This is a genomic window from Nocardioides salsibiostraticola (assembly GCF_054783655.1).
In genome coordinates, this window is sequence record NZ_BAAGQD010000003.1 from 22,749 (window position 1) to 42,262 (window position 19,514).

Here is a 19,514-nt window from a genome sequence, read left to right on the forward strand (position 1 = left end):
CGACGCGGCGCAGGTCGCACCGGTTCCATGGCAGGCTGGTCGGGTGCAGTCGCAGCGGATCGTTGTCGTGGGGGCCGGGGTCGCGGGACTGACCGCGGCGAGGGACCTGGTCGACGCCGGCCACGAGGTCGTGGTCCTCGAGGCTAGTGACCGGATCGGCGGCAAGTTGCGCCGCGAGGTGGTCGCCGGGGTCGCCGTCGACGTGGGCGCAGAGGCGATGCTGAACCGTCGACCCGAGGGCGTCGCTCTGGCGCGGACGCTGGGGCTCGACGTCGTGCATCCGACCACGGCATCGTCGCGGATCTGGACGCGCGACGAGCTCCGACCGTTGCCTCGAACGATGATGGGCGCTCCTCTGGACATCGACCAGTTGGCCGCCTCCGGGGTGCTCAGCCCGGCCGGTGTGGAGCGGGCTCGGCACGAGCAGATCGACCTTCTCGACCCCGACGCCGATGTCTCGGTGGGCGACCTGGTCGCCCGACGCTTCGGCGACGAGGTCACCGATCGGCTCGTCGAACCCCTCCTCGGTGGCGTGTACGCCGGCCGCGCCCGTGAGATCTCCGTGCGGGCCGCCATCCCCCAACTCGCCGCACTCGCCGAACGGGGCTCGCTCGTCCCGCCCACCCAGGGCACCGTCATCGGGGATCCCGGAGTGCCGGTCTTCGCTGGACTCGACGGGGGCATGGCGACCCTCGCCGAAACCCTGGCCCAGGGCGTCGAGGTCCGGACCGGCGTCACCGTCCGCGAACTCCGTGGCCGACCCGAGGGCGGCTTCACCCTCGTCACCGGATCGGTCCCCGCGCCCGAGACCCTGATCGCCGATCGCGTCGTCCTCGCGACTCCGGCCGCCGCAACCTCTCGACTGATCGCCGACCTGAGCCCCACGGCCGCAGCCGAACTCGCCGGCATCGAATCGGCCTCCGTCGTCGTGGTCACCCTGGCACTGAGGCGTCGGGACGCGCAGGCGCTGATCGACACCGCCGCGTCCGGCTTCCTGGTGCCCCCGATCGACGCCCGCACCATCAAGGCTGCGACCTTCTCGTTCGCCAAGTGGGGCTGGGTGGGCGCCGCGGGTCGGGCCGAGGACGTCGTCCTGCTTCGCACGTCGATGGGACGGCTGGGGGAGGAGCGTTCCCTCCAGGCCACCGCCGAGGAACTGGTCGCGTGGTCCCTCGCGGACCTCAGGGCAGCGACGGGTCTGGATGCCGACGTCCAGCCCGTCGACACCTTCGTGCAGCGCTGGGGTGGCGGGTTGCCGCAGTACGCCCCGGGTCACCTCGACCGGGTCCGTCGGATCCGGGACGCGGTGGCCCAGGTGCCGGGGCTGGCGCTGTGCGGGGCGGCGTACGACGGGGTCGGCGTGCCGGCCGTGATCGGGAGCGCCCACCGCGCGGTCGCCGAGGTCGGCGCGGCACAATGAACCCATGAGTGACCCGATGAACGACACTGCGAGCGCCCCGTTGAGCGAAACCCCCACGCCCCAGTCGAATGCCTCCCGACTCCGCGAGATCAACGAGTCCATCCAGTACACGATGTGGTCGGTCTTCCGCCTCGACGAGGTCCTCGGCAAGGACAGCGACCGCGCGGCCGAGGGCGTCGAGGTCGAGGAACTCTTCGCCGACCTCGACCAGGCCGGGGTGATCGTCCGAGGTGTGTACGACGTCAGCGGGCTCCGGGCCGACGCCGACGTGATGATCTGGTGGCACGCCGAGGACAGCGTCGACCTGCAGTCGGCCTACCACCGCTTCCGTCGGACCGCCTTCGGCTCCCGGATGGCGCCGGTCTGGTCGCAGTTGGCCCTGCACCGCCCGGCCGAGTTCAACAAGTCCCACGTGCCGGCGTTCATGGACGGAGAGGCGCCCAAGAAGCACATCTGCGTCTACCCCTTCGTGCGGTCCTACGAGTGGTACCTCCTGCCCGACGAGGAGCGTCGCGGCATGCTCAAGGAGCACGGCATGCAGGCCCGGCCCTACCCGGACGTGCGCGCGAACACCGTCGCTTCCTTCGCGCTGGGCGACTACGAGTGGATGTTGGCCTTCGAGGCCGACGAACTGCACCGCATCGTCGACCTCATGCGAGATCTGCGAGCCAGTGCCGCACGCCGTCACGTGCGTGAAGAGGTGCCCTTCTACACCGGCGCGCTGACCCCCATCGCGCAACTGGTGGAACGACTTCCCTGAGTCGGACGTCAGATCACCATGACGTCCCGTACGGCCCTCGTCGCCGCAGCCCTACCGGTGTTCCTGCTGGCCTCTGCCTGTGCCGGCAACAGCGACCCCGTGGCCCGCGACGATGGCGCGGCTGACCAGGTGCCAGCTCTCGAGCAGGTCCCCGTGCCCTCGGGTGTGGTTCGCACGACCAACCTCGCCACCGTCATGGACACCGGGCAGGGTCCCGTCGAGCTCTGCCTGGGCCCGGTGGCCGAGTCCTATCCACCCCAATGCGGCGGGCCGCCGATCTCCAACTGGGACTGGGACACCTACGGCGGCGGCGGCTTCGAGGAGGAGGGTGCTGTCCGCTGGGGGCTCTACTCCCTGACCGGGACCTGGGACGGCACGGAGTTCACGGTGAGCGACTCCATCATCGCGGCGCTCTACGACTCGTTCTACGAGGAACCACCCGGCCCGCCGGAGCCGGGATCGGCGTACTCAGCGGAGGAACTCGAGACGATCGCCGCCGAGGTCGGAGCGCTTCCCGGGGCGCAGAGCCAGTACGCCGACGCGGACCACGTCTACCTCGACGTCACCTACGACGACGGTTCGATCCAGGACTACCTCGACGACGCCTATGGCACCGACGTGGTCTTGGTGACTTCCGCCCTGGTCGACGTGACCTGACTCGATCGCACCCGGGTGCCGGCTTTGGAGGCGCTTCGGCCAGCGGGGCGGCCGTGCGCTGGTTGAGGTGTGAAGGCCGCCAGGCCCGAGCCTCGAAACCGAGCACTTCGATCCACCCAGGGTCCGCGTTGTCGGAACCGGGTTTCGAGGCTCGTCGCTGGCGCTCCTCGCGCCTCGCACCTCAACCAGCGTCACCCCTGGGCTCGTCGCTGGCGCTCGTCACACCTCAACCAGCGTGGTGGGGCGAGGTCAGGCGCCCTTGGGCTCCAGGGTGAGGCTGATCGAGTTGATGCAGTAGCGGTCACCGGTGGGGGTGCCGTGGCCGTCGGGGAAGACATGGCCGAGGTGCGAGCCGCAGTTGGCGCAGCGGACCTCGGTGCGCTTCATCCCCATGGTGGAGTCGTCGATGTACTCGACGGTGTCGCTGATCGGCTGGTAGAACGACGGCCAGCCGCACCCGGAGTGGAACTTGGTGTCGGACTCGAACAGCGTCGATGAGCATGCTTTGCATTTGTAGACGCCGGTGGTCTCGGTGTCGGTGTACTCGCCCTTGAAGGCGCGCTCGGTGCCGGCCTTGCGCAGCACGGCGTACTCCTCCCGGCTGAGCTCGGACTTCCACTCGGCGTCGGTCTTTTCCACGTTGTAAGCCATGGCTCAATTGTACGGAGTCACCTGGTGAGAAGTTCTGACGATTCGGTTGCGAAATCGAGTAAACACGTGTTCACTCACTTCATGACTGGCGCTGCTGTGTCGTGGGAGCGAGTGCGCACTCTCGGCGACAAACTCACTACCCCCCTCCACCCCGACGACTACCTCTCGCTGGTGAACCCCCTGTGGAGTTCACGCGAGCTCCGTGGGCGCATCGAGAAGGTGATCCCCGAGACCGAGGACGCCGCGACACTGGTGATCCGACCGGGTTGGGGTTGGAAGTACGACCACAGCCCCGGCCAGTACGTCGGCATCGGGGTCCAGGTGGAGGGCAAGTTCCAGTGGCGCTCCTACTCGGTGAGTTCGCCGCCCAAGCGCAGCCGGCGCACCATCGAGATCACCGTGCGAGCGATGCCTGAGGGAAAGATGTCCGGTCACCTGGTCAAGGGTCTGACGCCGGGCACCATCGTGCGTCTGGCCAAACCCGAGGGCGACTTCATCCTGCCGGATCCGCCCCCGGCGCAGATGCTCTTCCTCGTCGGCGGCAGTGGGATCACTCCGGTGATGGCCATGCTGCGCACGATGGACCGGCGCAACAACCTGTCCGACGTCGTCGTGCACTACTCCTCGACCACGCCCGAGCGGATGATCTTTCGCGACGAACTGCTCGATCTGGACGAGAAGTGGTCGAGCCTGACCTTCCACGAGCATCACTCCGACGCCGATGGGATCTTCGGTCTCGAGGGGCTGGACACGCTGTGCCCGGACTGGCGCGAGCGCGAGACCTGGGCCTGTGGGCCGGGCCCGATGTTGGACGCGGCCGAACAACACTGGGCCGAGCAGGACCGTGCCGACCGATTGCACCTCGAACGCTTCTCGCTGGCCCTGACCGGCGAGGCGGGGGAGGGCGGCAGCCTGACCTTCCGCAACTCCAACAAAACGGTCGAGGCCGACGGCGCCACGACCATCCTCGAGGCCGGCGAGCAGGCCGGTGTCGGAATGCCCTTCGGCTGCCGAATGGGGATCTGCCACACCTGCACGGTCACCAAGGTCTCCGGAACGATCCGCGACCTGCGCAACGGCGAGGAGTACAACCAGCCGAACGAGCAGGTGCAGACCTGCGTCACCGCCGCGGTCAACGACTGCACCTTCGACATCTGAATCTCGACCAGCTCGATCACCCAGCCACAGGTGGTTGAGGTGCGTGGCCGCCCGCGGCCGAGCCTCGAAACCACCGGAACGCGAAAGGAAATCCCTCATGGCCATCGCCGACGTCAAGGAATACACCCACCTCACCGAGGAGGACGTGGAGCAACTCGGGCGCGAGCTCGACGCGATCCGCGCCGAGATCGAGGAGTCGCGCGGAGCCTCCGATGCGGCGTACATCCGCAGGATCATCCGGATCCAGCGGGGACTCGCGTTGGGCGGCCGGGTCGCGCTGTTCGCCAGCCACAAGAAGCCGGCCTTCGCGGCCGGCGCGACCATGCTCGCCATGGCCAAGATCCTCGAGAACATGGAGATCGGCCACAACGTCATGCACGGGCAGTGGGACTGGATGAACGACCCCGAGATCCACTCCAGCAACTGGGAATGGGACACCGCCCAGCCGGCCGAGCAGTGGAAGCACTCGCACAACTACATCCACCACCAGTTCACCAACGTGCTCGGCTATGACAACGACATCGGCTACGGCATCCTCCGGATGGCGCGCGAGCAGAAGTGGCACCCGGTCTATCTGGGTCAGCCGGTCTACAACGCCCTGCTCGCCGGGTTGTTCCAGTGGGGGGTCTCGTTGCACGACCTCGACCTCGACGCCATCCGCAAGGGCGAGAAGGACCCGAAGGTGATGAAGCGGCAACTCGGGCAGATCCTCAAGAAGGGTCGCAACCAGATCCTCAAGGACTACATCGTCTACCCCGCCCTGAGCGGACCCAACTGGAAGTCCACGCTCAAAGCCAACGCGAGCGCGAACCTGACCCGCAACCTGTGGTCCTACATGGTCATCTTCATGGGTCACTTCCCCGACGGCGCGCTCCACTTCACCAAGGAGGAGGTGGAGACCGAGACCCGCGCGGAGTGGTACCTGCGCCAGATGCTGGGCTCGGCCAACTTCGACGGGGGCAAGTTGATGACGATCATGGCCGGTTCCCTGAACTACCAGATCGAGCACCACGCGTTCCCCGATCTGCCCAGCAACCGCTACCCCGAGATCGCGGTCAAGATGCAGGCGTTGTGCCACAAGTACGACATCCCCTACACCACCGGACCGATCCGCAAGCAGTACGGCGAGACCCTGCGGACGATCTTCAAGCTGTCGTTGCCCAACTCGTGGACCAAGGACGACTCGCCCGAACCGCCTTCGGCGCCGGTCGAGCGTGGCCGGATCCCCGACTCCCTGCGGCCTGCGCGGCGTACCGAGGCCGGAGGCTGGTCCCGCCGGGTCTCGGCATGAGGCAACACCCGACCGGGCAGGTGACCGGGGCGACAGCGGGCCCGTTCGCCTGGGACCCGGCCGCCACTGATCTGGGTCCGGTCGAGAGCCTGAACCGTGAGCGGGTCACCCAGTGCGCGTTGAGTAGGGTCTGCGGATCCTGCGGACGCCCGCTGAGGCGACCGGTGGCATTCGTGGGGACCCCGCGGGAGGTGGGCCGCAACGCGTTCTACGCCCCGCCGATGCACCTCGAGTGCGCCACGGCGCTGCTCGCTGTGCCAGGAGCAGACGCAACGTGGGAGGTGCTGACCACCTCCGGGTTCGAGTTCGTCCGACCGGGACGGGACGAGACCGAGGAGCACCCCACCTTCCAACCGAACTCGGTGGTCTGACTTCTCAACCTCCACCCGTCGGGCGCCGGGTTCCTCTACGGTCGAGGACAGGAATGACCGGCCCCGATGAGGAGATCGACATGGCGGACCCGTGGCAGTTGCTGACCGCGTCGCAGAAGAAGGCGCTCGATCTGCTCAACGACACCTTCGACGGAGTGGTGAGTGCGGGGCGTGCCGGGGCGAGCGGCATCGCTCATCCCGACGAGACCCTGCAACGGGTCACCGCCCTGATCGCGGCCGTGGGTGACCTGGCCGCCTCGAGCACCAAACCGATGGAGGCGCTGCTGACCAGCCAGCGCAACCTGGCCAACGCGATGACCTCCTTCGCCGCACTGCAGATGGAGATGGCGCAGGTCGTGGAGAAGATGGCCGCCAGCCACAGCGCCGTCGTCGATGCGATGGAGACGTTGGCCTCCCCGGCCCTGGGGATCAGCGAGATGATCCGCAGCGAGCCCGTGGTGAAGAAGGCCCGCGCCCGCAACGCCAAGAGCAACGCCACCACGACCTCACCCAAGAGCACCCCGAAGAAGAAGTAGGTCATGGCGAAGGTAGCCGCGGTCGAGGTCGAAGCCGGCGGGCGAAGCGTGCGCGTGTCCAGCCCGGACCGGGTGATCTACGAGGCCACCGAGCACACCCCCGAGGTCACCAAGCTCATGGTGGCCGAGTACTTCGCCTCGGTCGACGACGGATTGATGCGAGCCCTGCGGGAACGTCCAACGGCGCTGGAACGCTGGACCTCCGGAGTGCGCGAGGGCATGAAGTTGGCGACCGGTCCGGGGGATCGCAACGCCGATGCGTTCTACCAGAAGCGGGTGCCCAAGGGGGCTCCGGACTATCTCGAGACCGTGGAGATCACCTTCCCCAGCGGGCGCAAGGCCGACGAGATCTGCCCCACCGAGATCGCGGTGCCGGTCTGGTGCGCCCACATGGGGACCCTGACCTTCCACCCCTGGCCGGTACGCCGCGCGGACGTGGACAGGCCCGACGAGCTGCGCATCGACCTCGACCCACAGCCCGGCACGGTCTTCACCGACGCGGTGCGGGTGGCCGGGGTGGCCCGCGAACTCCTGGATGAGGTGGGCCTCACCGGCTTCGTGAAGACCTCCGGGAACCGAGGGGTGCACATCTTCGTGCGGATCCGCCCCGAGTGGGACTTCGGAGACGTCCGTCATGCCGCGATCGGGTTCGGCCGGGAGTTGGAGAAGCGCGACGAGCAGGTCACCACCGCGTGGTGGAAGGAGGAGCGGGGGGAACGGATCTTCGTGGACTTCAACCAGAACTGCCGGGACCGGACCATCGCCTCGGCGTACTCCCTGCGTCCCATCGCCGGAGCGCCCGTCTCGACGCCGCTCGCGTGGGCCGACCTCGCCGAGATCTCCGACCCCCGAGAGTTCAACCTGTTCACCGTCCCGGAGCGGCTGGCCGATGGTGATCCGTGGGAAGCGATGGACGCCGAGGCCTACTCCCTCGAGCCGCTGCTGAGCCTGTACGAGGAGTCCGGTCTGGGGGAGATGAACTTCCCGCCCGACCACCCGAAGATGCCCGGCGAGCCGCCCCGGGTCCAACCGAGCAAGAAGGTCGCCGACCACTGGGACGCCGAGGGCAACCGCGTCGAGTAGCAACCGAACTACTGACAGAACAAACGAAATCGGCCCGAAATGGGCCGAATTCGGGTGATTCTGTGCCGTTCGGTCAGTACTTCGGTTGGCCGCCGAACCGACGCGACAAAAGGCCGACCCCACCGCCTCGTCGAGGCGGTGGGGTCGGCCCACATGGGTGTCGCTCAGATCATCAGCGGATGACCAGCTTCACCTTGTTCGACCGACTCGTCGCCACCAGGGGGGTGCCGGGGACGACCGCGCGGAGCGTGTGACGCCCCTTGCCGAGTCGGACGGTGATCGTGCGCTGACCCGACGAACCGCGCACCTTGAAGGTGCGGACCTTGCTGCCCCGGTCCCGCAGGACGACCGTGGCGCGAGGCTGCAGCCCCGGGATGCGGAGCTTGACGGTGGCCTTCACCTTGCCCGGCCCCGCGGTCTGACGGGCGATCAAGCGGGTGAACGCCTTGGCCTTGGCCACTGACAGCTCGACCGGTGCGCTGGTGGTCGGCTCCGACGGAGCGGAGTCGGGGGTGAAGCGCGCCGTGACCTGGTAGGAGCCCGGAGTCTGACCGGCGGCCACCAGGGTCGCCGCACCGTCCACGACATCGGACTCAGCCACGACGGCGTCGTCGACCAGCAACTCGACCGACCCGGCCGGGGTCTCCTCGCCGGACGAGGCGACCGAGACGTCGTACGACGCATCCTGCGGGTACCGGATGGAGCCCGGACCGCTGAGCGACACCGTGGTGGCCGTCGGCTCCTCGGGCGCGGTGACGCCATCGCCCTCGGGAGCGGCCCAGAAGATCGCCCGCCCGGCTTGGCTCATCCCACCCTTGGGGTGGGTTCGGAAGAAGACCGAGGTGCCGAAGATGACGGCACGGGCACCGGAGGCGGCTTCGCCGGAGACGACCGCGGCCTGGTTGGCCGCATCGTCGGGACCGGTCGGAGTGGTGACTCCACCCGAAACGCGTGGGCGCCAGTGCCCGGCGAGGAGCGGGTCAGCCGCATAGGACTGTTCCACCGTGGTCTCGTCACCGAGGTCGGTGAACCAGTAGGCCGGGTAGAAGAACGCGCTGTCCTGCTCGTAGGGCTTGAGGAACGAGTCGGGGGCGGTGTCGACGTCAACGATGCCGTTGCCGCTCGAGTTGCCCGTGACGGGTGTTCCGGACACGAGCCCGTAGCTGCTCGCGGCTTCGAAGCCTCGGTTAGTGCGACCGACGATGGCTCCGCCGGCGTCGACGAAGGCCTGTACGGCGGTGCGGCCGGCCGAGCCCTCCTCGAGGTCGAAGGTGGAGGTGATCCACAGGATCTCGACGCCATCGAGGAGGCTGGGATCGGCGTTGAGCGTGCCGGAGGTGATCCGCACAGGATTGTCGAAGCCCAACTCGTTCAACGAGAGGAAGTCCTCCTGGGAGCCGACGTAGGCCATGTCGACCTCTCCGAGACCACGCGTCGCTTCGTCGGACAGCGCTGCGAGGTCGGCCGCGGTAGCGGCTTCGAAGGCCACGTCGAACTCGTCGGCCGCGGCCTGTGCGCTGGTGCGACCCTCTGGGCCCACCACGACCGAGCCGTCGGGGAGCAGCGACGCGTCTACGCCGTCGTCCAACAGGGCGTTGACGGCCCGGACTTCCGCGGTGCCGGTCAGGTCGAGGGTGAGGTACGCGCCCTCCGCCACCGAAGCGAGTTCGGTCGGAGTGGTCACCGGGGTGGTCGCGCCTAGCGAGTCATCGGTCACCGAGCCGACCTTGTCGACCGTGGCACCCCAGAGGAAGGAGTAACTCCACGCCGAGATGTCGTACATCGACGGCACCTTGTCGGAGATGTCGTCTCCGAGGTCGAGCAGCGAGTTGGCCAGGCCGCGAAGCGGCTGGTGCATGTCCACGACGTACGAACCGGCCGGGTAGGTGGTGCCACCGACGGCGGCGGGTGCGTCGAGCGTGCCGACCTCGATGTCGTGGAACAGCAACGACTCGACGAGGCCATTGGCGTCGCTGGAGGAGCGCTGGTCGTCCCCGGTGGGGATCACGTAGGCCCGCGGGAGGCTCACCGGCTCCTGGTCGTCAGCCACGTCCCAGAGAGACTTCCACTGGTCGGGTCCCGGGACATCGGCGATGTTGTCCAGGGTCAGCGAGGTCTTGGCCTCACCGGCCACGGCACGTCGGAAGACCTCGATCTGGTCGGCGAGCATGGCGCGGGCGTTGCTGGAGTCGTTCATGTAGTCGACCATGCTCGTGATGGTCTGCAGGGCCACGGCGGTGTTGACGACGCCGTTCTCCGGAGTCTGTCGCCCACCCGGGGCGCCGCGGCGCAGCGGCAGTTCCACCGTGGAGGTCGCCGCACCGTAGAAGGCGGCGTACTGAGCGGTGAAGATCGGCGGGAAGTCGTCCCAGCCGCTCGGGGTGTCGCGGTAGGGGATCTTGACGTGCGCCGTGTCCGGCCCGGTGTTGTCGTCCACGACGGAGCCGGTGGTGACGTCGTAGTAGGTGTTCCCCGGGATCTCCGCGTCTACGACTTCCTGCTCGACCTGCAAGGCCATGTCGTAGTTATGCGGCAGGTAGACGTCGTACTCGTAGTTCGAGCCGTGCGGCGGACCGGTGGGCTCGATCTGCAGCACCCGGGTGTAGCCGTGGAGATCGGCCGAGTAGATCGGTTGCACCGCCTGGGCGGTCCGGACGAAGGAGATCGATTCGTTCAGGACATTGGTGATCATGTCCCGGTTGATGTCCAGGCCCGCTCCGGGCGTGCGGGTAGCGGCGGTACGGCCGTCGGGGTTCAACGACAAGGAGAAGTACAACCGGTTGTTCCGCAGGATGCCGCCGACCTCCGACAGGGGTGAGTTCACCAGGTAGTCGATGTACGCCATGATCCCGTCGGTGCCCTCCCACTCGTTGCCGTGGATGTTGCCGCTGAACCAGACCGGCGTCTTGTACTGCGAGAGCAGCGCGGCATCGGCCGCGGCGGCCTCGGGGTCGTTCTTGATCGTGTCGCGCCACACCTTCTGTTGCGCGGTGTCCTCCGCTCGCTCGGGGGCGGTCACGGTGACGAGGTAGAGGTCGCGACCTAGCTCGGTCTGTCCGACGATCTGGGTGGAGATGCGATCGCTCTGCTCCATCCATTCGGTCAGGCGCGGGGCGAGATCCGGGTGGCTCAGCAGGCCCGCAGCCGTGGCCGCGTCATCGGGGTTGTCGCGGTAGAAACGCAACGAAGGTTGAGAGGGGTAGGACGTGGGCATGACGAGAGGGTCGGTGACCGAAGGGGCTGCCGCCGCTTGGCGAATGACCTCCGCCTCCTCGATGGAGGGGGCCACAGCGGTGGTGTCTGCACCACGACCCTCGGAGACGCCGGGCGCCGTTGGAGAAACCCGGGGTCGAGGATCATCCGGATCGGCTACTGCGGCGCTGGGAGCGACCAGGGCGGAGGCGACGAGCGCCAGGCCGGTCATCCCGATGCGGGAACGGAGTCTGAGCACGATGTTCTCTTCTCTCTCAGGGGTGGAGAGAGTCAGACTGTCTGACAATTCGGTCCAGTGGTGTTATCGGACGCAGAATTCTCAATATGTGGCTGGGGGGTTGTCACCAGCGTGAATACGCGCTGTCTCGCTTTCGAGTGCTCTCACGCTTCGGCATCGGACCCATGCGATGCCTCGCAGTTCGACCACTCGTTCCTGCTCATGCGGCGCCTCGCAGTTCGACCACTCGTTCCTGCTGATGCGGCACCTCGCAGTTCGACCACTCGTTCCTCGCGCTCTCACGCTTCGGCACCGAGCGCTCTCACGCTTCGGCATCGGTCCTATGCGATGCCTCGCAGTTCGACCACTCGTTCCTCGCGCTCTCACGCTTCGGCATCGGTGATCCGGTAGGCGTACCCCTGCTCCGCCAAGAACCGCTGCCGGTTCTGCGCGAAGTCGGCGTCGACGGTGTCACGCGACACGATCGTGTAGAAGTGTGCCGACTTGCCCTCGCCCTTGGGGCGCAACAGGCGGCCGAGGCGCTGTGCCTCCTCCTGACGGGAGCCGAAGGACCCAGACACCTGGATGGCCACCTCGGCCGAGGGGAGGTCGATCGAGAAGTTGGCGACCTTGCTGACGACCAGCAGAGGGATCTCCCCGGTCCGGAAGCCTTCGAAGAGACGCTGACGCTCCCTGACCGGGGTTTCGCCCTTGATCACCGGAGCATCGAGCACCGCACCGATCTCGTCGAGCTGATCGATGTACTGCCCGATCACGAGCGTGGGCTGTCCGAGGTGCTCCTTGACCAGCCGTTGCACGACGTCGATCTTCTTGTGGGTGCAGGCGGCCAGCCGGTAGCGCTCCTCCGGTTCGGAGGTGGCGTAGACCAACCGGTCGCTCTCCGGCAGCGTCACCCGCACCTCGACACAGTCGGCCGGGGCGATCCATCCCTGCGCCTCGATGTCCTTCCACGGGGCGTCGTACCGCTTCGGGCCGATCAGCGAGAACACATCGCCCTCGCGGCCGTCCTCACGCACCAACGTCGCGGTGAGGCCGATGCGACGGCGGGCCTGGAGGTTGGCGGTCATCCGGAAGATCGGGGCCGGCAACAGGTGCACCTCGTCGTACACCACCAGACCCCAGTCGCGGGCGTCGAGCAGTTCGAGGTGGGAGTAGACGCCCTTCCGCTTGGTCGTCATCACCTGGTACGTCGCGATCGTGACGGGGCGGACCTCCTTGACCGAACCGGAGTACTCGCCGATCTCCTCCTCGGTCAGCGAGGTACGCCGAATCAGCTCGTCCTTCCACTGCCGGGCCGAGACCGTGTTGGTGACGAGGATCAGGGTCGTGGCCTTGGCGTGAGCCATCGCGGCGGCACCGACCAGGGTCTTGCCCGCACCGCAGGGCAGCACGACCACACCGGAGCCGCCGTGCCAGAAGGAGTCCGCGGCGTCGCGCTGGTAGTCGCGCAACTGCCACTCGGACTCGTCGAGTTCGATCGGGTGGGCCTCGCCGTCGACGTAGCCCGCGAAGTCCTCCGCCGGCCAGCCGATCTTCAGCAGGGCCTGCTTCAGATTGCCGCGTTCTGAGGCGTGCACCGCGACGGTGTCGTCGTCGATCCGAGCCCCGATCATGCCCTGGATCTTCTTGGCTCGCAGCACCTCCTCGAGCACCGGGCGGTCGTTGGAGGCCAGCACAAGACCGTGCACGGGATTCTTCTCCAGCCGTAGTCGCCCGTAGCGCGCCATGGTCTCGGCGACGTCGACGAGCAGCGCGTGGGGCACCGCGTAGCGGGAGTACTCCAGCAGGGTGTTGACCACCTGCTCGGCGTCGTGTCCGGCGGCGCGCGCGTTCCACAGCCCCAGCGGTGTCAACCGATAGGTGTGGATGTGTTCGGGAGATCGTTCCAACTCAGCGAACGGGGCGATGGCCTTGCGGCAATCAGCTGCCTGCTCATGGTCGATCTCCAGCAGCAGAGTCTTGTCCGACTGCACGATCAGGGGTCCGTCGGTCACCGCACGAGCCTACGGCGCGGGAGGTGAGGCCCCCTCATCGTGGAGGAGGGTCGGGGTCAGGACCGCTTCACGACTCGAGTACGTCGAACTCGTCCACGTCGATGCTCAGGATCAGCTCGCCCATCTCATCGTCCGCTCCGGTGCCGCGGAACCCCTCGAGCGCCGCCCGGTCCGCCCACCGCTCGGCGATGTTCACCCGCGCCGGATCGATCGGATCGGGGCTGACCGCGAAGTCCAGGCAGGAGGGGTGTTCGCGGGCCTGGCGCACCGAGGGCAGGGAGATCTCGAGGAACCGGTCGCGGCGGCCGGGGGCGACGGTGAGGAAGCCGGTGACGATGATCATGACGTCACGCTAGACGGAGCCGGTTTCAGGGCCGGTGTCGACCGGACGCACCGAGGTGATGCGATGGACCGCATAGGAGCGGGTGTCGTCGGCCCGGTGGTCGTGGGCGGTGAGTTGGCCGCCGTCCAGGGTGAGGGGATCCACGATCCGGTCGCTGGCCGAGCCGTGGTTGTCGACATACCCGATCAGCACCGAGCCACCGGACTCGATGGCGTTCCTCAGCGCGGCCAGCGAGCCGCTGGGGCTCAGCCCGGAACGAGCAGGACTGGAGGCGGCAGCCCGCTCACCGGAGCGGATCGCGGTGATCGTGGAGGCCACGCGGATCTCCTCCCGGGCTGCGCGGGCCGGGCTGGGACGACCTCTCCGGGACCGCGCACGCAGTACGTCGGGGCGGGTCACCTGCACGGTGCCGTCCGCGGCCTCGACGACCGGGGCCGCCCCGATCTCTCGCAGCCGGGGTAGGAGCACATCCAGCGGCGTACTGCTGATCAGCACGGTGGGCGCGATCCGCCGCAATCCCAAAGACGCGGCTTTGGGATTGCCGAGCAGTTCAGCCAGCGTCGACTCGTCATCGGCTCGCAGAAAGGCCTCGGCGTGACCGACGCGGATGCTGCCGAAGGTCCGCACCGTGTCGTCGACGAGGTAGGCGAGGGGCTGGGGGACAGGGGTGCGGGACACAGCCCCGAGGAACTCGTGGATCTCGGCGGCGGTCCATCCCGCGTCCAGGGCCCGGCGCAGCGAGGTCGCGGCGAACCGGTAGACCGTCGCCCCGCCCTGGGACTCCACGTCGGCCAGCAGCTGAAGCCGGCGGGCCAGATCGGACTCCAGCGGTCCGGGAGCCACGGCCGTCAGATCGGCCTGGATCAGGACGTGGTCCACGGGGGTCGGGAGCAGCGCAGTCAGGGCGTCGGTGATGGTCTCACCGTCCAAACCCTCCCGGGCGTAGGACGCGAGACCACCGAGAGCGACCAGGCCGAGGGTGGCGGCCTGGTCGAGGGCGTCGGCGACCTCCTGGGCCCGGGCCGCGTGTCGACGGGGACGCTGCCAGGAGATTCGTTCGACCAGGGAGGGGACCCCGGTGCCAGCGGCCAGGACCTGCCCCGGAGGCAGCAGCGTCGGATCGGCCATCACCTCCAACGCCATCCGGCGGGACTCCACCAACGTGTGGCCGGTGAGATCGGGAGCCAGCGCGTTCCAGGTCTTCCCGGCGGAGTCCCGGGTCCCGATCAGGGCGATCGCTCGGGGACTGTCGCGCCAGGCGGTGACCAGGCTCAACCAGCGAAGGGCGGTCGGCCGGGAACTCCAGGTGTCGAAGGTGTCCGTGGGCACCCAGACGGGGTTTCCGTCCGCGTCGGCGCGGGCGGCCAGCAGGCCTGCGGCTGCGGCCGTCTCGATCAACAGGGCGGCGTCGGTCTCGCTGACCTGCATCTGCTGCGCGGTCGCCTTCAGATCGCGCACCCCAAGGCCACCGCTGCGCAACTGGGCCGGAGGGTGGGTGCTCCACGTGTCGAGGAGCAGCTCGACCCGGCGGGAGAACTCGAACGCGGCCCCCGCGGCGGCACGGTCGACCATCGCGGCCGGGCGATCGGCGGTGGCCAGACCGGGTGGGATGCCAACGGGCTCGCGGGTGGTGTGACCACCGCGGAGCGTGAGTCCCACTTCGCCCGGGATGACCACGGTGCCGCCGGCTCGTGGGACGAGCAACCGACGGGCGATCAACTCCTCGGCGGGCGTCCGGGCGTCCTCGGCGGAGACGGTGAGCCTGGCCGAGCCGGCGGTGGCCTCCCCGCCGTGGGTGTCGACGTGGTCGAGCATCGCCCGGGCTCGGGGCGAGAGCGCGGACAGGTGTTGCTGGATCTCGGCGGGTGTTCCGGGCTCGGGTGAGCGGGGCCGCAGAGCGCTGACCCCTCGCGCCGGCCCCCCGGTCAAGCCCTCGGCCACGCCCGTGAGCGGACGGAGTCCCTGGGTGGACTCCCAGGCGACACCGAGGTCGATCAGGGTCTCGATGGCCTGGTGCGTGACGGCGGGTTCGGCGTGGACCAGCGCAAGTAGTTCGTCCCGAGAGGTTTGTCCCGCCACGACGAGGGCATCCAACACAGAGAGCTCCAGGCGCGACAGACTGTCCAGGGCACGCCACAACGAGGCGCGCACCGAGGCTCGGGAGGCGAGTTGACCGAAATCGTGAGGAGCTGGAGTGGCCAGGTCCGGGCGCAACAACAGCAGGCGGGACAGCTGTGCATCCGACCAGTCCCGCAATTGGTCGGCCAGGGAGCGGTACCCGGGCCCGCTGGTCGTCGTACCCATCGGGGCCACGCTAGCCGAGGGCTCACCGGACCCAGCAGCCCGAGGTGGCCATCGCGATGAGTGACGTCGAACTGCACCACGGGGCCGCCACCGATGTCGGACGGGTCCGAGAGGTCAACGAGGACGCCTTTCTGGCCGAATCTCCGGTGTTCGTCGTCGCTGACGGGATGGGGGGCCACGACCGAGGGGACGTGGCCAGCCGGATCGTGGTGGAGGAGTTCACCAAGCTGGCCCGCGCCGGCTACGACGCCACAGCAGGCCCGGATCTGATCGCCGCGACGCTGCTGGATTGTCAACAGCGGATCGCCGAGTACGACGAGCGCCGCCGTGCTGAGGGTGCCCCCCGTTTCGCGGCCGGGACCACTGTTGTGGCGGCTCTGGTGATCGAGGATGAGGGCCAGACCAGATGGCTGCTGGCCAACCTCGGGGACTCGCGGATCTACCGCTTCCACGACGGCGAACTGGAGCGGATCAGCGTCGACCACAGCGTCGTACAAGAACTCATCGACGCCGGAAGGATCACCGAGGCCGACGCGGCGGTGCACCCGGACCGGCACATCATCACGCGGGCGCTGGGGGGAAGGGGCAGCACGGAGGCGGACTTCTTCGTGCTCCCGTTGGCCTCCGTCGAGAGGCTCCTCCTGTGCTCCGACGGGGTCAGCGGAATGCTCGACGACTCCGAGATCGCCGAGATCATGGGTGCGGTGGAGGACCCGCGCGACGCAGCGGATCGGGTGGTGGCTGCCGCCGTCGCGGCCGGGGGCAAGGACAACGCGACCGCCGTGGTCGTCGATGTGGTGGGATTGGCCGCCGACCGCCCCTACGACACCGAGCAGCAGCGGATGAGTCTTGAAGAGAAGTTGGGAGCTTTGCCGTGAGCGACACAGTTGGTGAGCAGATCCGTTGGTCCTACCGACCCGGTGCCTGGTTCGGCGTGGTCGGGGAGCACGTGGGGGTGCTGGTCCCTGCTTCCGCGAAGGATCGCGTCGCGGCGCTGTGGGAGGCCGCTGATGATGCCGCTGACTTCGACACCGTCCTGGACGCCCTGGTTTCGGGGGGCCTGAGTGGACTTCCCGCTTTCGCCCTGATCGGACTGGGCGCCGAGACCCGTCTGCTGGTCCGCGGCGCGGCCGTCTCGGCCACGGTGGTGACCGCCGCAGGAGACGAGCAGGTGCACGGCTCGGCGGTCGGCACCTGGGTCGACCGGACCTTCGACGCGGTGGAGTCACTTCAGATCTCCGTCGAGGACCAGGACGTCACGGACGGCGACGACCTCCCGCTGCCGGGCGGGTTGGTCCGGGTCGGTCGACTGAACCACCCAGCGGTCGTTCTGGCCGGCCCTGTGCTGGCCGGCGGACTGCCCGCGGAGGGCTCGGCTCTCGGAGCGGTTGGGGCCGTCGGCCCGGTGGCCGTGCCGGACGAGGCCGCCGATGATTGGCTCTCGCCGAGTGTGAGCGTCGCCGAGACGGAGATGCCCGGCCTTGACGAGCTGCCTGACACTGAGCCTGTTCCCGAGCCCGAGCCCGAGCCCGAGCCCGAGCCGGAGCCGGAGCCGGAGGTTGAGCCGGAGCCGGAGCCGGAGCCGGAGCCCGAGCCCGAGCCCGAGTCGGAGCCGGAGCCGGAGCCGGAGCCGGAGGAGATAGACGCCGGAGCGGAGACAGAGATGTTCCCGATCGTCAGCGTCTCGGCCGACTCCATGCCTGCCGCACCCTCGATCCCGCCGCCCCCGCCTCTAGCGTCGGTTCCGCCGTTGCCGGAGCCGCCGACCTCCCATTTCGCGGGAGGCGACGATGAGTCAGGCGACCCGGTGGACAACCAGGACGACCACGACGGGATGACCCAAGCCGGGTTCCCCGGTGAGGAGTACCCACGATCCGCGCCCGGCATCCCCGGTCAGCCCGAGGCCCCGAGCGTGACGCGCACCGTGGCGCGCCTGTTGGTCTCCAACGGGGACTCGGTGGACGTCGACCGGGTGATCCTCATCGGACGAGCCCCGGAAGCAAGACGGTTCACCTCCGCCGAACAACCGAGACTGCTCACCGTGCCCAGCCGCCTCCAGGAGATCTCCTCCACCCACCTCGAGGTCCGTCCGGGCACGGGGGTCGACCACGGCACGGCCGTCGTCACCGACATGGGATCCACCAACGGAACCGTGCTGGTGCAACCCGGCCTCGAGCCGGAGGACCTCAAACCCGGGATCGCCGTTCAACTGCTTCCGGGTGCGGTGATCAACCTCGGCGACGGCGTGACCATCCAGGTCACCAGGCCCGAGTGATCGGCCCGCGAACCGCTCGCCATGAACGCACCCACCCGTAGCGCTGCCGCCTACCCGGCCGCGGAACTCGACCGCCGGTTCTACGCCTATGCCCTGGACCGGGTGGTGGTCTGGGGGATCTACGCCGCGATGGTGCTCGTGGCGGTGCGGTTCGTGTTCGCCGAGGGGCGGACAGTTCTGGGCATCACCAGCATCGCGCTGACCGTGCTGCTCGTCGGGGTCGCCCAGGCGGCGCTCCTCGGAACCCGCGGGACCTCGCCGGGCAAGGCGCTGGTCGGGCTGCGGGTCGTGGACCACCACAACGGCACGCCGATCGGCTTCTCCGCAGCCCTGCTGCGAGGCGGCATCTTGGGGGTGGCGGCACTGCCGACCGTCGGCCTGGGGGTGGCGACCCTGGCGTGGACGGCGGTGATGGATCCGGGTGGCTGGCGCCGTGGTTGGCATGACCACCGCACGGGTTCGGTGGTGATCGACGTACGACCTGTTCCGGTCGAGGAGACGCCCGGAGCAGGGCGGCCCCGGCAGATGGTGAACCTGACGGCGATGCGGCTCATGTCGCCCGCTCAGGTGGCCGCGGCCACGGCGGGTTCGCAACTGCCGCCGACCGTACCCGTCCCTATCCCCGGCTCGGCGGGTCCGGTGCCGATGACTCCGCGTCCGAGTGGTCCGCCGCCCTCGTCCCCGCCTCCGACGGGTCCTGTGCCTCTGGGCCCCCCTCCGACCGGCCCTCCGCCCTCGACCTCGCCATCGACCCCGCCATCGAGCCCACCGAGACCTGTTTCTCCGCCGGCACCGGTCAGCACGGGCGCCGAGCCCGACAACGGTGCCACCCGGCGCCGGGAGCCCATCACGCCTGCTCCACAGCCGGTGCCAGTGCCGGGGACGTCCGTGAGTTGGCGGGTCGTGTTCGACAGCGGGGAGGACTTCATCGTCGAGGGGCTTGCGCTGGTCGGGCGGCGACCCGAGCCGAGAGCAGGAGAGACGGTGCGGCACGTCGTACCCCTGCGATCGGCGGACATGTCGATCTCCAAGACCCACGCCCAGTTCCAGGTGACACCGGACGACGTCCTCGTGGTTATGGATCGGGGGTCGACCAACGGATCGACGATCGTGCGCCAAGGGATCGCCAAACCGTTGGCGGCCGGGCGTCCGGCGACGCTGGTCGATGCTGACATCGTCCGGTTCGGCGACCGAAGCATGACTGTGAAACGGAGTTGAGG

At 68.6% G+C, this 19,514-nt stretch carries 16 protein-coding genes; 11 read left to right on the top strand and 5 right to left on the bottom strand.

Annotated features, from left to right (window positions below; all coding sequences use genetic code 11):
- The first annotated feature begins 43 nt into the window (after positions 1 to 43).
- From hemG to ACYVLV_RS02505, 3 genes are read left to right on the top strand one after another with little or no spacing between them, the layout of a single operon-like run.
- A complete protein-coding gene (hemG, locus tag ACYVLV_RS02495; RefSeq protein ID WP_460807440.1) occupies positions 44 to 1,420 on the top strand; it encodes a protoporphyrinogen oxidase in 1,377 nt (458 codons plus the stop codon).
- A 4-nt stretch (positions 1,421 to 1,424) separates the two neighbouring features.
- Positions 1,425 to 2,180 (top strand): hydrogen peroxide-dependent heme synthase, encoded by a 756-nt coding sequence (gene hemQ / locus ACYVLV_RS02500; RefSeq protein ID WP_460807443.1) that lies wholly within the window; start codon positions 1,425 to 1,427, stop codon positions 2,178 to 2,180.
- A gap of 18 nt (positions 2,181 to 2,198) precedes the next feature.
- Positions 2,199 to 2,837: a hypothetical protein gene (locus tag ACYVLV_RS02505; protein ID WP_460807445.1), complete on the top strand. Its 639-nt coding sequence runs from the start codon at positions 2,199 to 2,201 to the stop codon at positions 2,835 to 2,837.
- Between the two features lie 249 nt (positions 2,838 to 3,086).
- On the opposite strand, the gene msrB is transcribed toward ACYVLV_RS02505, so the two are convergent.
- Positions 3,087 to 3,488, bottom strand: a complete 402-nt coding sequence (gene msrB / locus ACYVLV_RS02510; protein ID WP_460807447.1) for a peptide-methionine (R)-S-oxide reductase MsrB — start codon at positions 3,486 to 3,488, stop codon at positions 3,087 to 3,089.
- An 81-nt stretch (positions 3,489 to 3,569) separates the two neighbouring features.
- Between msrB and ACYVLV_RS02515 the strand changes: the two genes are divergently transcribed.
- The 5 genes from ACYVLV_RS02515 (at position 3,570) to ACYVLV_RS02535 (ending at position 7,927) form a co-directional block, all read left to right on the top strand.
- Positions 3,570 to 4,646 (top strand): ferredoxin reductase, encoded by a 1,077-nt coding sequence (locus ACYVLV_RS02515; RefSeq protein ID WP_460807449.1) that lies wholly within the window; start codon positions 3,570 to 3,572, stop codon positions 4,644 to 4,646.
- A gap of 97 nt (positions 4,647 to 4,743) precedes the next feature.
- Positions 4,744 to 5,937: a fatty acid desaturase family protein gene (locus ACYVLV_RS02520; RefSeq protein WP_460807450.1), complete on the top strand. Its 1,194-nt coding sequence runs from the start codon at positions 4,744 to 4,746 to the stop codon at positions 5,935 to 5,937.
- Positions 5,934 to 6,308: a hypothetical protein gene (locus ACYVLV_RS02525; protein WP_460807451.1), complete on the top strand. Its 375-nt coding sequence runs from the start codon at positions 5,934 to 5,936 to the stop codon at positions 6,306 to 6,308. Before ACYVLV_RS02520 ends, ACYVLV_RS02525 begins: the two co-directional genes overlap by 4 nt.
- Positions 6,309 to 6,361: 53 nt before the next feature.
- A complete protein-coding gene (locus ACYVLV_RS02530) occupies positions 6,362 to 6,844 on the top strand; it encodes a hypothetical protein (RefSeq protein ID WP_460807452.1) in 483 nt (160 codons plus the stop codon).
- A 3-nt stretch (positions 6,845 to 6,847) separates the two neighbouring features.
- Positions 6,848 to 7,927, top strand: a complete 1,080-nt coding sequence (locus ACYVLV_RS02535) for a DNA polymerase domain-containing protein (RefSeq protein ID WP_460807454.1) — start codon at positions 6,848 to 6,850, stop codon at positions 7,925 to 7,927.
- A gap of 172 nt (positions 7,928 to 8,099) precedes the next feature.
- Here ACYVLV_RS02535 and ACYVLV_RS02540 read toward each other — a convergent pair whose 3' ends face one another.
- The 4 genes from ACYVLV_RS02540 to ACYVLV_RS02555 form a co-directional block, all read right to left on the bottom strand.
- A complete protein-coding gene (locus tag ACYVLV_RS02540; RefSeq protein ID WP_460807456.1) occupies positions 8,100 to 11,378 on the bottom strand; it encodes a M14 family metallopeptidase in 3,279 nt (1,092 codons plus the stop codon).
- A gap of 362 nt (positions 11,379 to 11,740) precedes the next feature.
- Positions 11,741 to 13,372, bottom strand: coding sequence for a DNA repair helicase XPB (locus tag ACYVLV_RS02545; protein ID WP_460807457.1), 1,632 nt, complete (start codon positions 13,370 to 13,372; stop codon positions 11,741 to 11,743).
- A 67-nt stretch (positions 13,373 to 13,439) separates the two neighbouring features.
- Positions 13,440 to 13,715: a putative quinol monooxygenase gene (locus ACYVLV_RS02550; protein WP_460807458.1), complete on the bottom strand. Its 276-nt coding sequence runs from the start codon at positions 13,713 to 13,715 to the stop codon at positions 13,440 to 13,442.
- A 9-nt stretch (positions 13,716 to 13,724) separates the two neighbouring features.
- Positions 13,725 to 16,019, bottom strand: coding sequence for a helicase-associated domain-containing protein (locus ACYVLV_RS02555; protein WP_460807459.1), 2,295 nt, complete (start codon positions 16,017 to 16,019; stop codon positions 13,725 to 13,727).
- Positions 16,020 to 16,075: 56 nt separating this feature from the next.
- Here ACYVLV_RS02555 and ACYVLV_RS02560 point away from each other — a divergent pair, with 56 nt between their 5' ends.
- The 3 genes from ACYVLV_RS02560 to ACYVLV_RS02570 are packed head-to-tail and all read left to right on the top strand — an operon-like array spanning position 16,076 to position 19,512.
- Positions 16,076 to 16,897, top strand: a complete 822-nt coding sequence (locus ACYVLV_RS02560) for a PP2C family protein-serine/threonine phosphatase (RefSeq protein WP_460807460.1) — start codon at positions 16,076 to 16,078, stop codon at positions 16,895 to 16,897.
- On the top strand, positions 16,894 to 18,294 hold the full coding sequence (locus tag ACYVLV_RS02565; protein WP_460807461.1) for an FHA domain-containing protein: 1,401 nt from the start codon (positions 16,894 to 16,896) through the stop codon (positions 18,292 to 18,294). Before ACYVLV_RS02560 ends, ACYVLV_RS02565 begins: the two co-directional genes overlap by 4 nt.
- A 21-nt stretch (positions 18,295 to 18,315) precedes the next feature.
- Entirely contained in the window at positions 18,316 to 19,512 is a 1,197-nt protein-coding gene (locus tag ACYVLV_RS02570) for an RDD family protein (RefSeq protein WP_460807462.1), read from the top strand.
- The last annotated feature ends 2 nt before the right edge of the window (positions 19,513 to 19,514 follow it).

Coding starts and splice junctions, on each gene's coding strand:
- hemQ (WP_460807443.1), top strand. CDS start 1,425: ATGAGTGACCCGATGAACGACACTGCGAGCGCCCCGTTGAGCGAAACC.
- ACYVLV_RS02505 (WP_460807445.1), top strand. CDS start 2,199: ATGACGTCCCGTACGGCCCTCGTCGCCGCAGCCCTACCGGTGTTCCTG.
- msrB (WP_460807447.1), bottom strand. CDS start 3,488: ATGGCTTACAACGTGGAAAAGACCGACGCCGAGTGGAAGTCCGAGCTC.
- ACYVLV_RS02515 (WP_460807449.1), top strand. CDS start 3,570: ATGACTGGCGCTGCTGTGTCGTGGGAGCGAGTGCGCACTCTCGGCGAC.
- ACYVLV_RS02520 (WP_460807450.1), top strand. CDS start 4,744: ATGGCCATCGCCGACGTCAAGGAATACACCCACCTCACCGAGGAGGAC.
- ACYVLV_RS02525 (WP_460807451.1), top strand. CDS start 5,934: ATGAGGCAACACCCGACCGGGCAGGTGACCGGGGCGACAGCGGGCCCG.
- ACYVLV_RS02530 (WP_460807452.1), top strand. CDS start 6,362: ATGACCGGCCCCGATGAGGAGATCGACATGGCGGACCCGTGGCAGTTG.
- ACYVLV_RS02535 (WP_460807454.1), top strand. CDS start 6,848: ATGGCGAAGGTAGCCGCGGTCGAGGTCGAAGCCGGCGGGCGAAGCGTG.
- ACYVLV_RS02550 (WP_460807458.1), bottom strand. CDS start 13,715: ATGATCATCGTCACCGGCTTCCTCACCGTCGCCCCCGGCCGCCGCGAC.
- ACYVLV_RS02555 (WP_460807459.1), bottom strand. CDS start 16,019: ATGGGTACGACGACCAGCGGGCCCGGGTACCGCTCCCTGGCCGACCAA.
- ACYVLV_RS02560 (WP_460807460.1), top strand. CDS start 16,076: ATGAGTGACGTCGAACTGCACCACGGGGCCGCCACCGATGTCGGACGG.
- ACYVLV_RS02570 (WP_460807462.1), top strand. CDS start 18,316: ATGAACGCACCCACCCGTAGCGCTGCCGCCTACCCGGCCGCGGAACTC.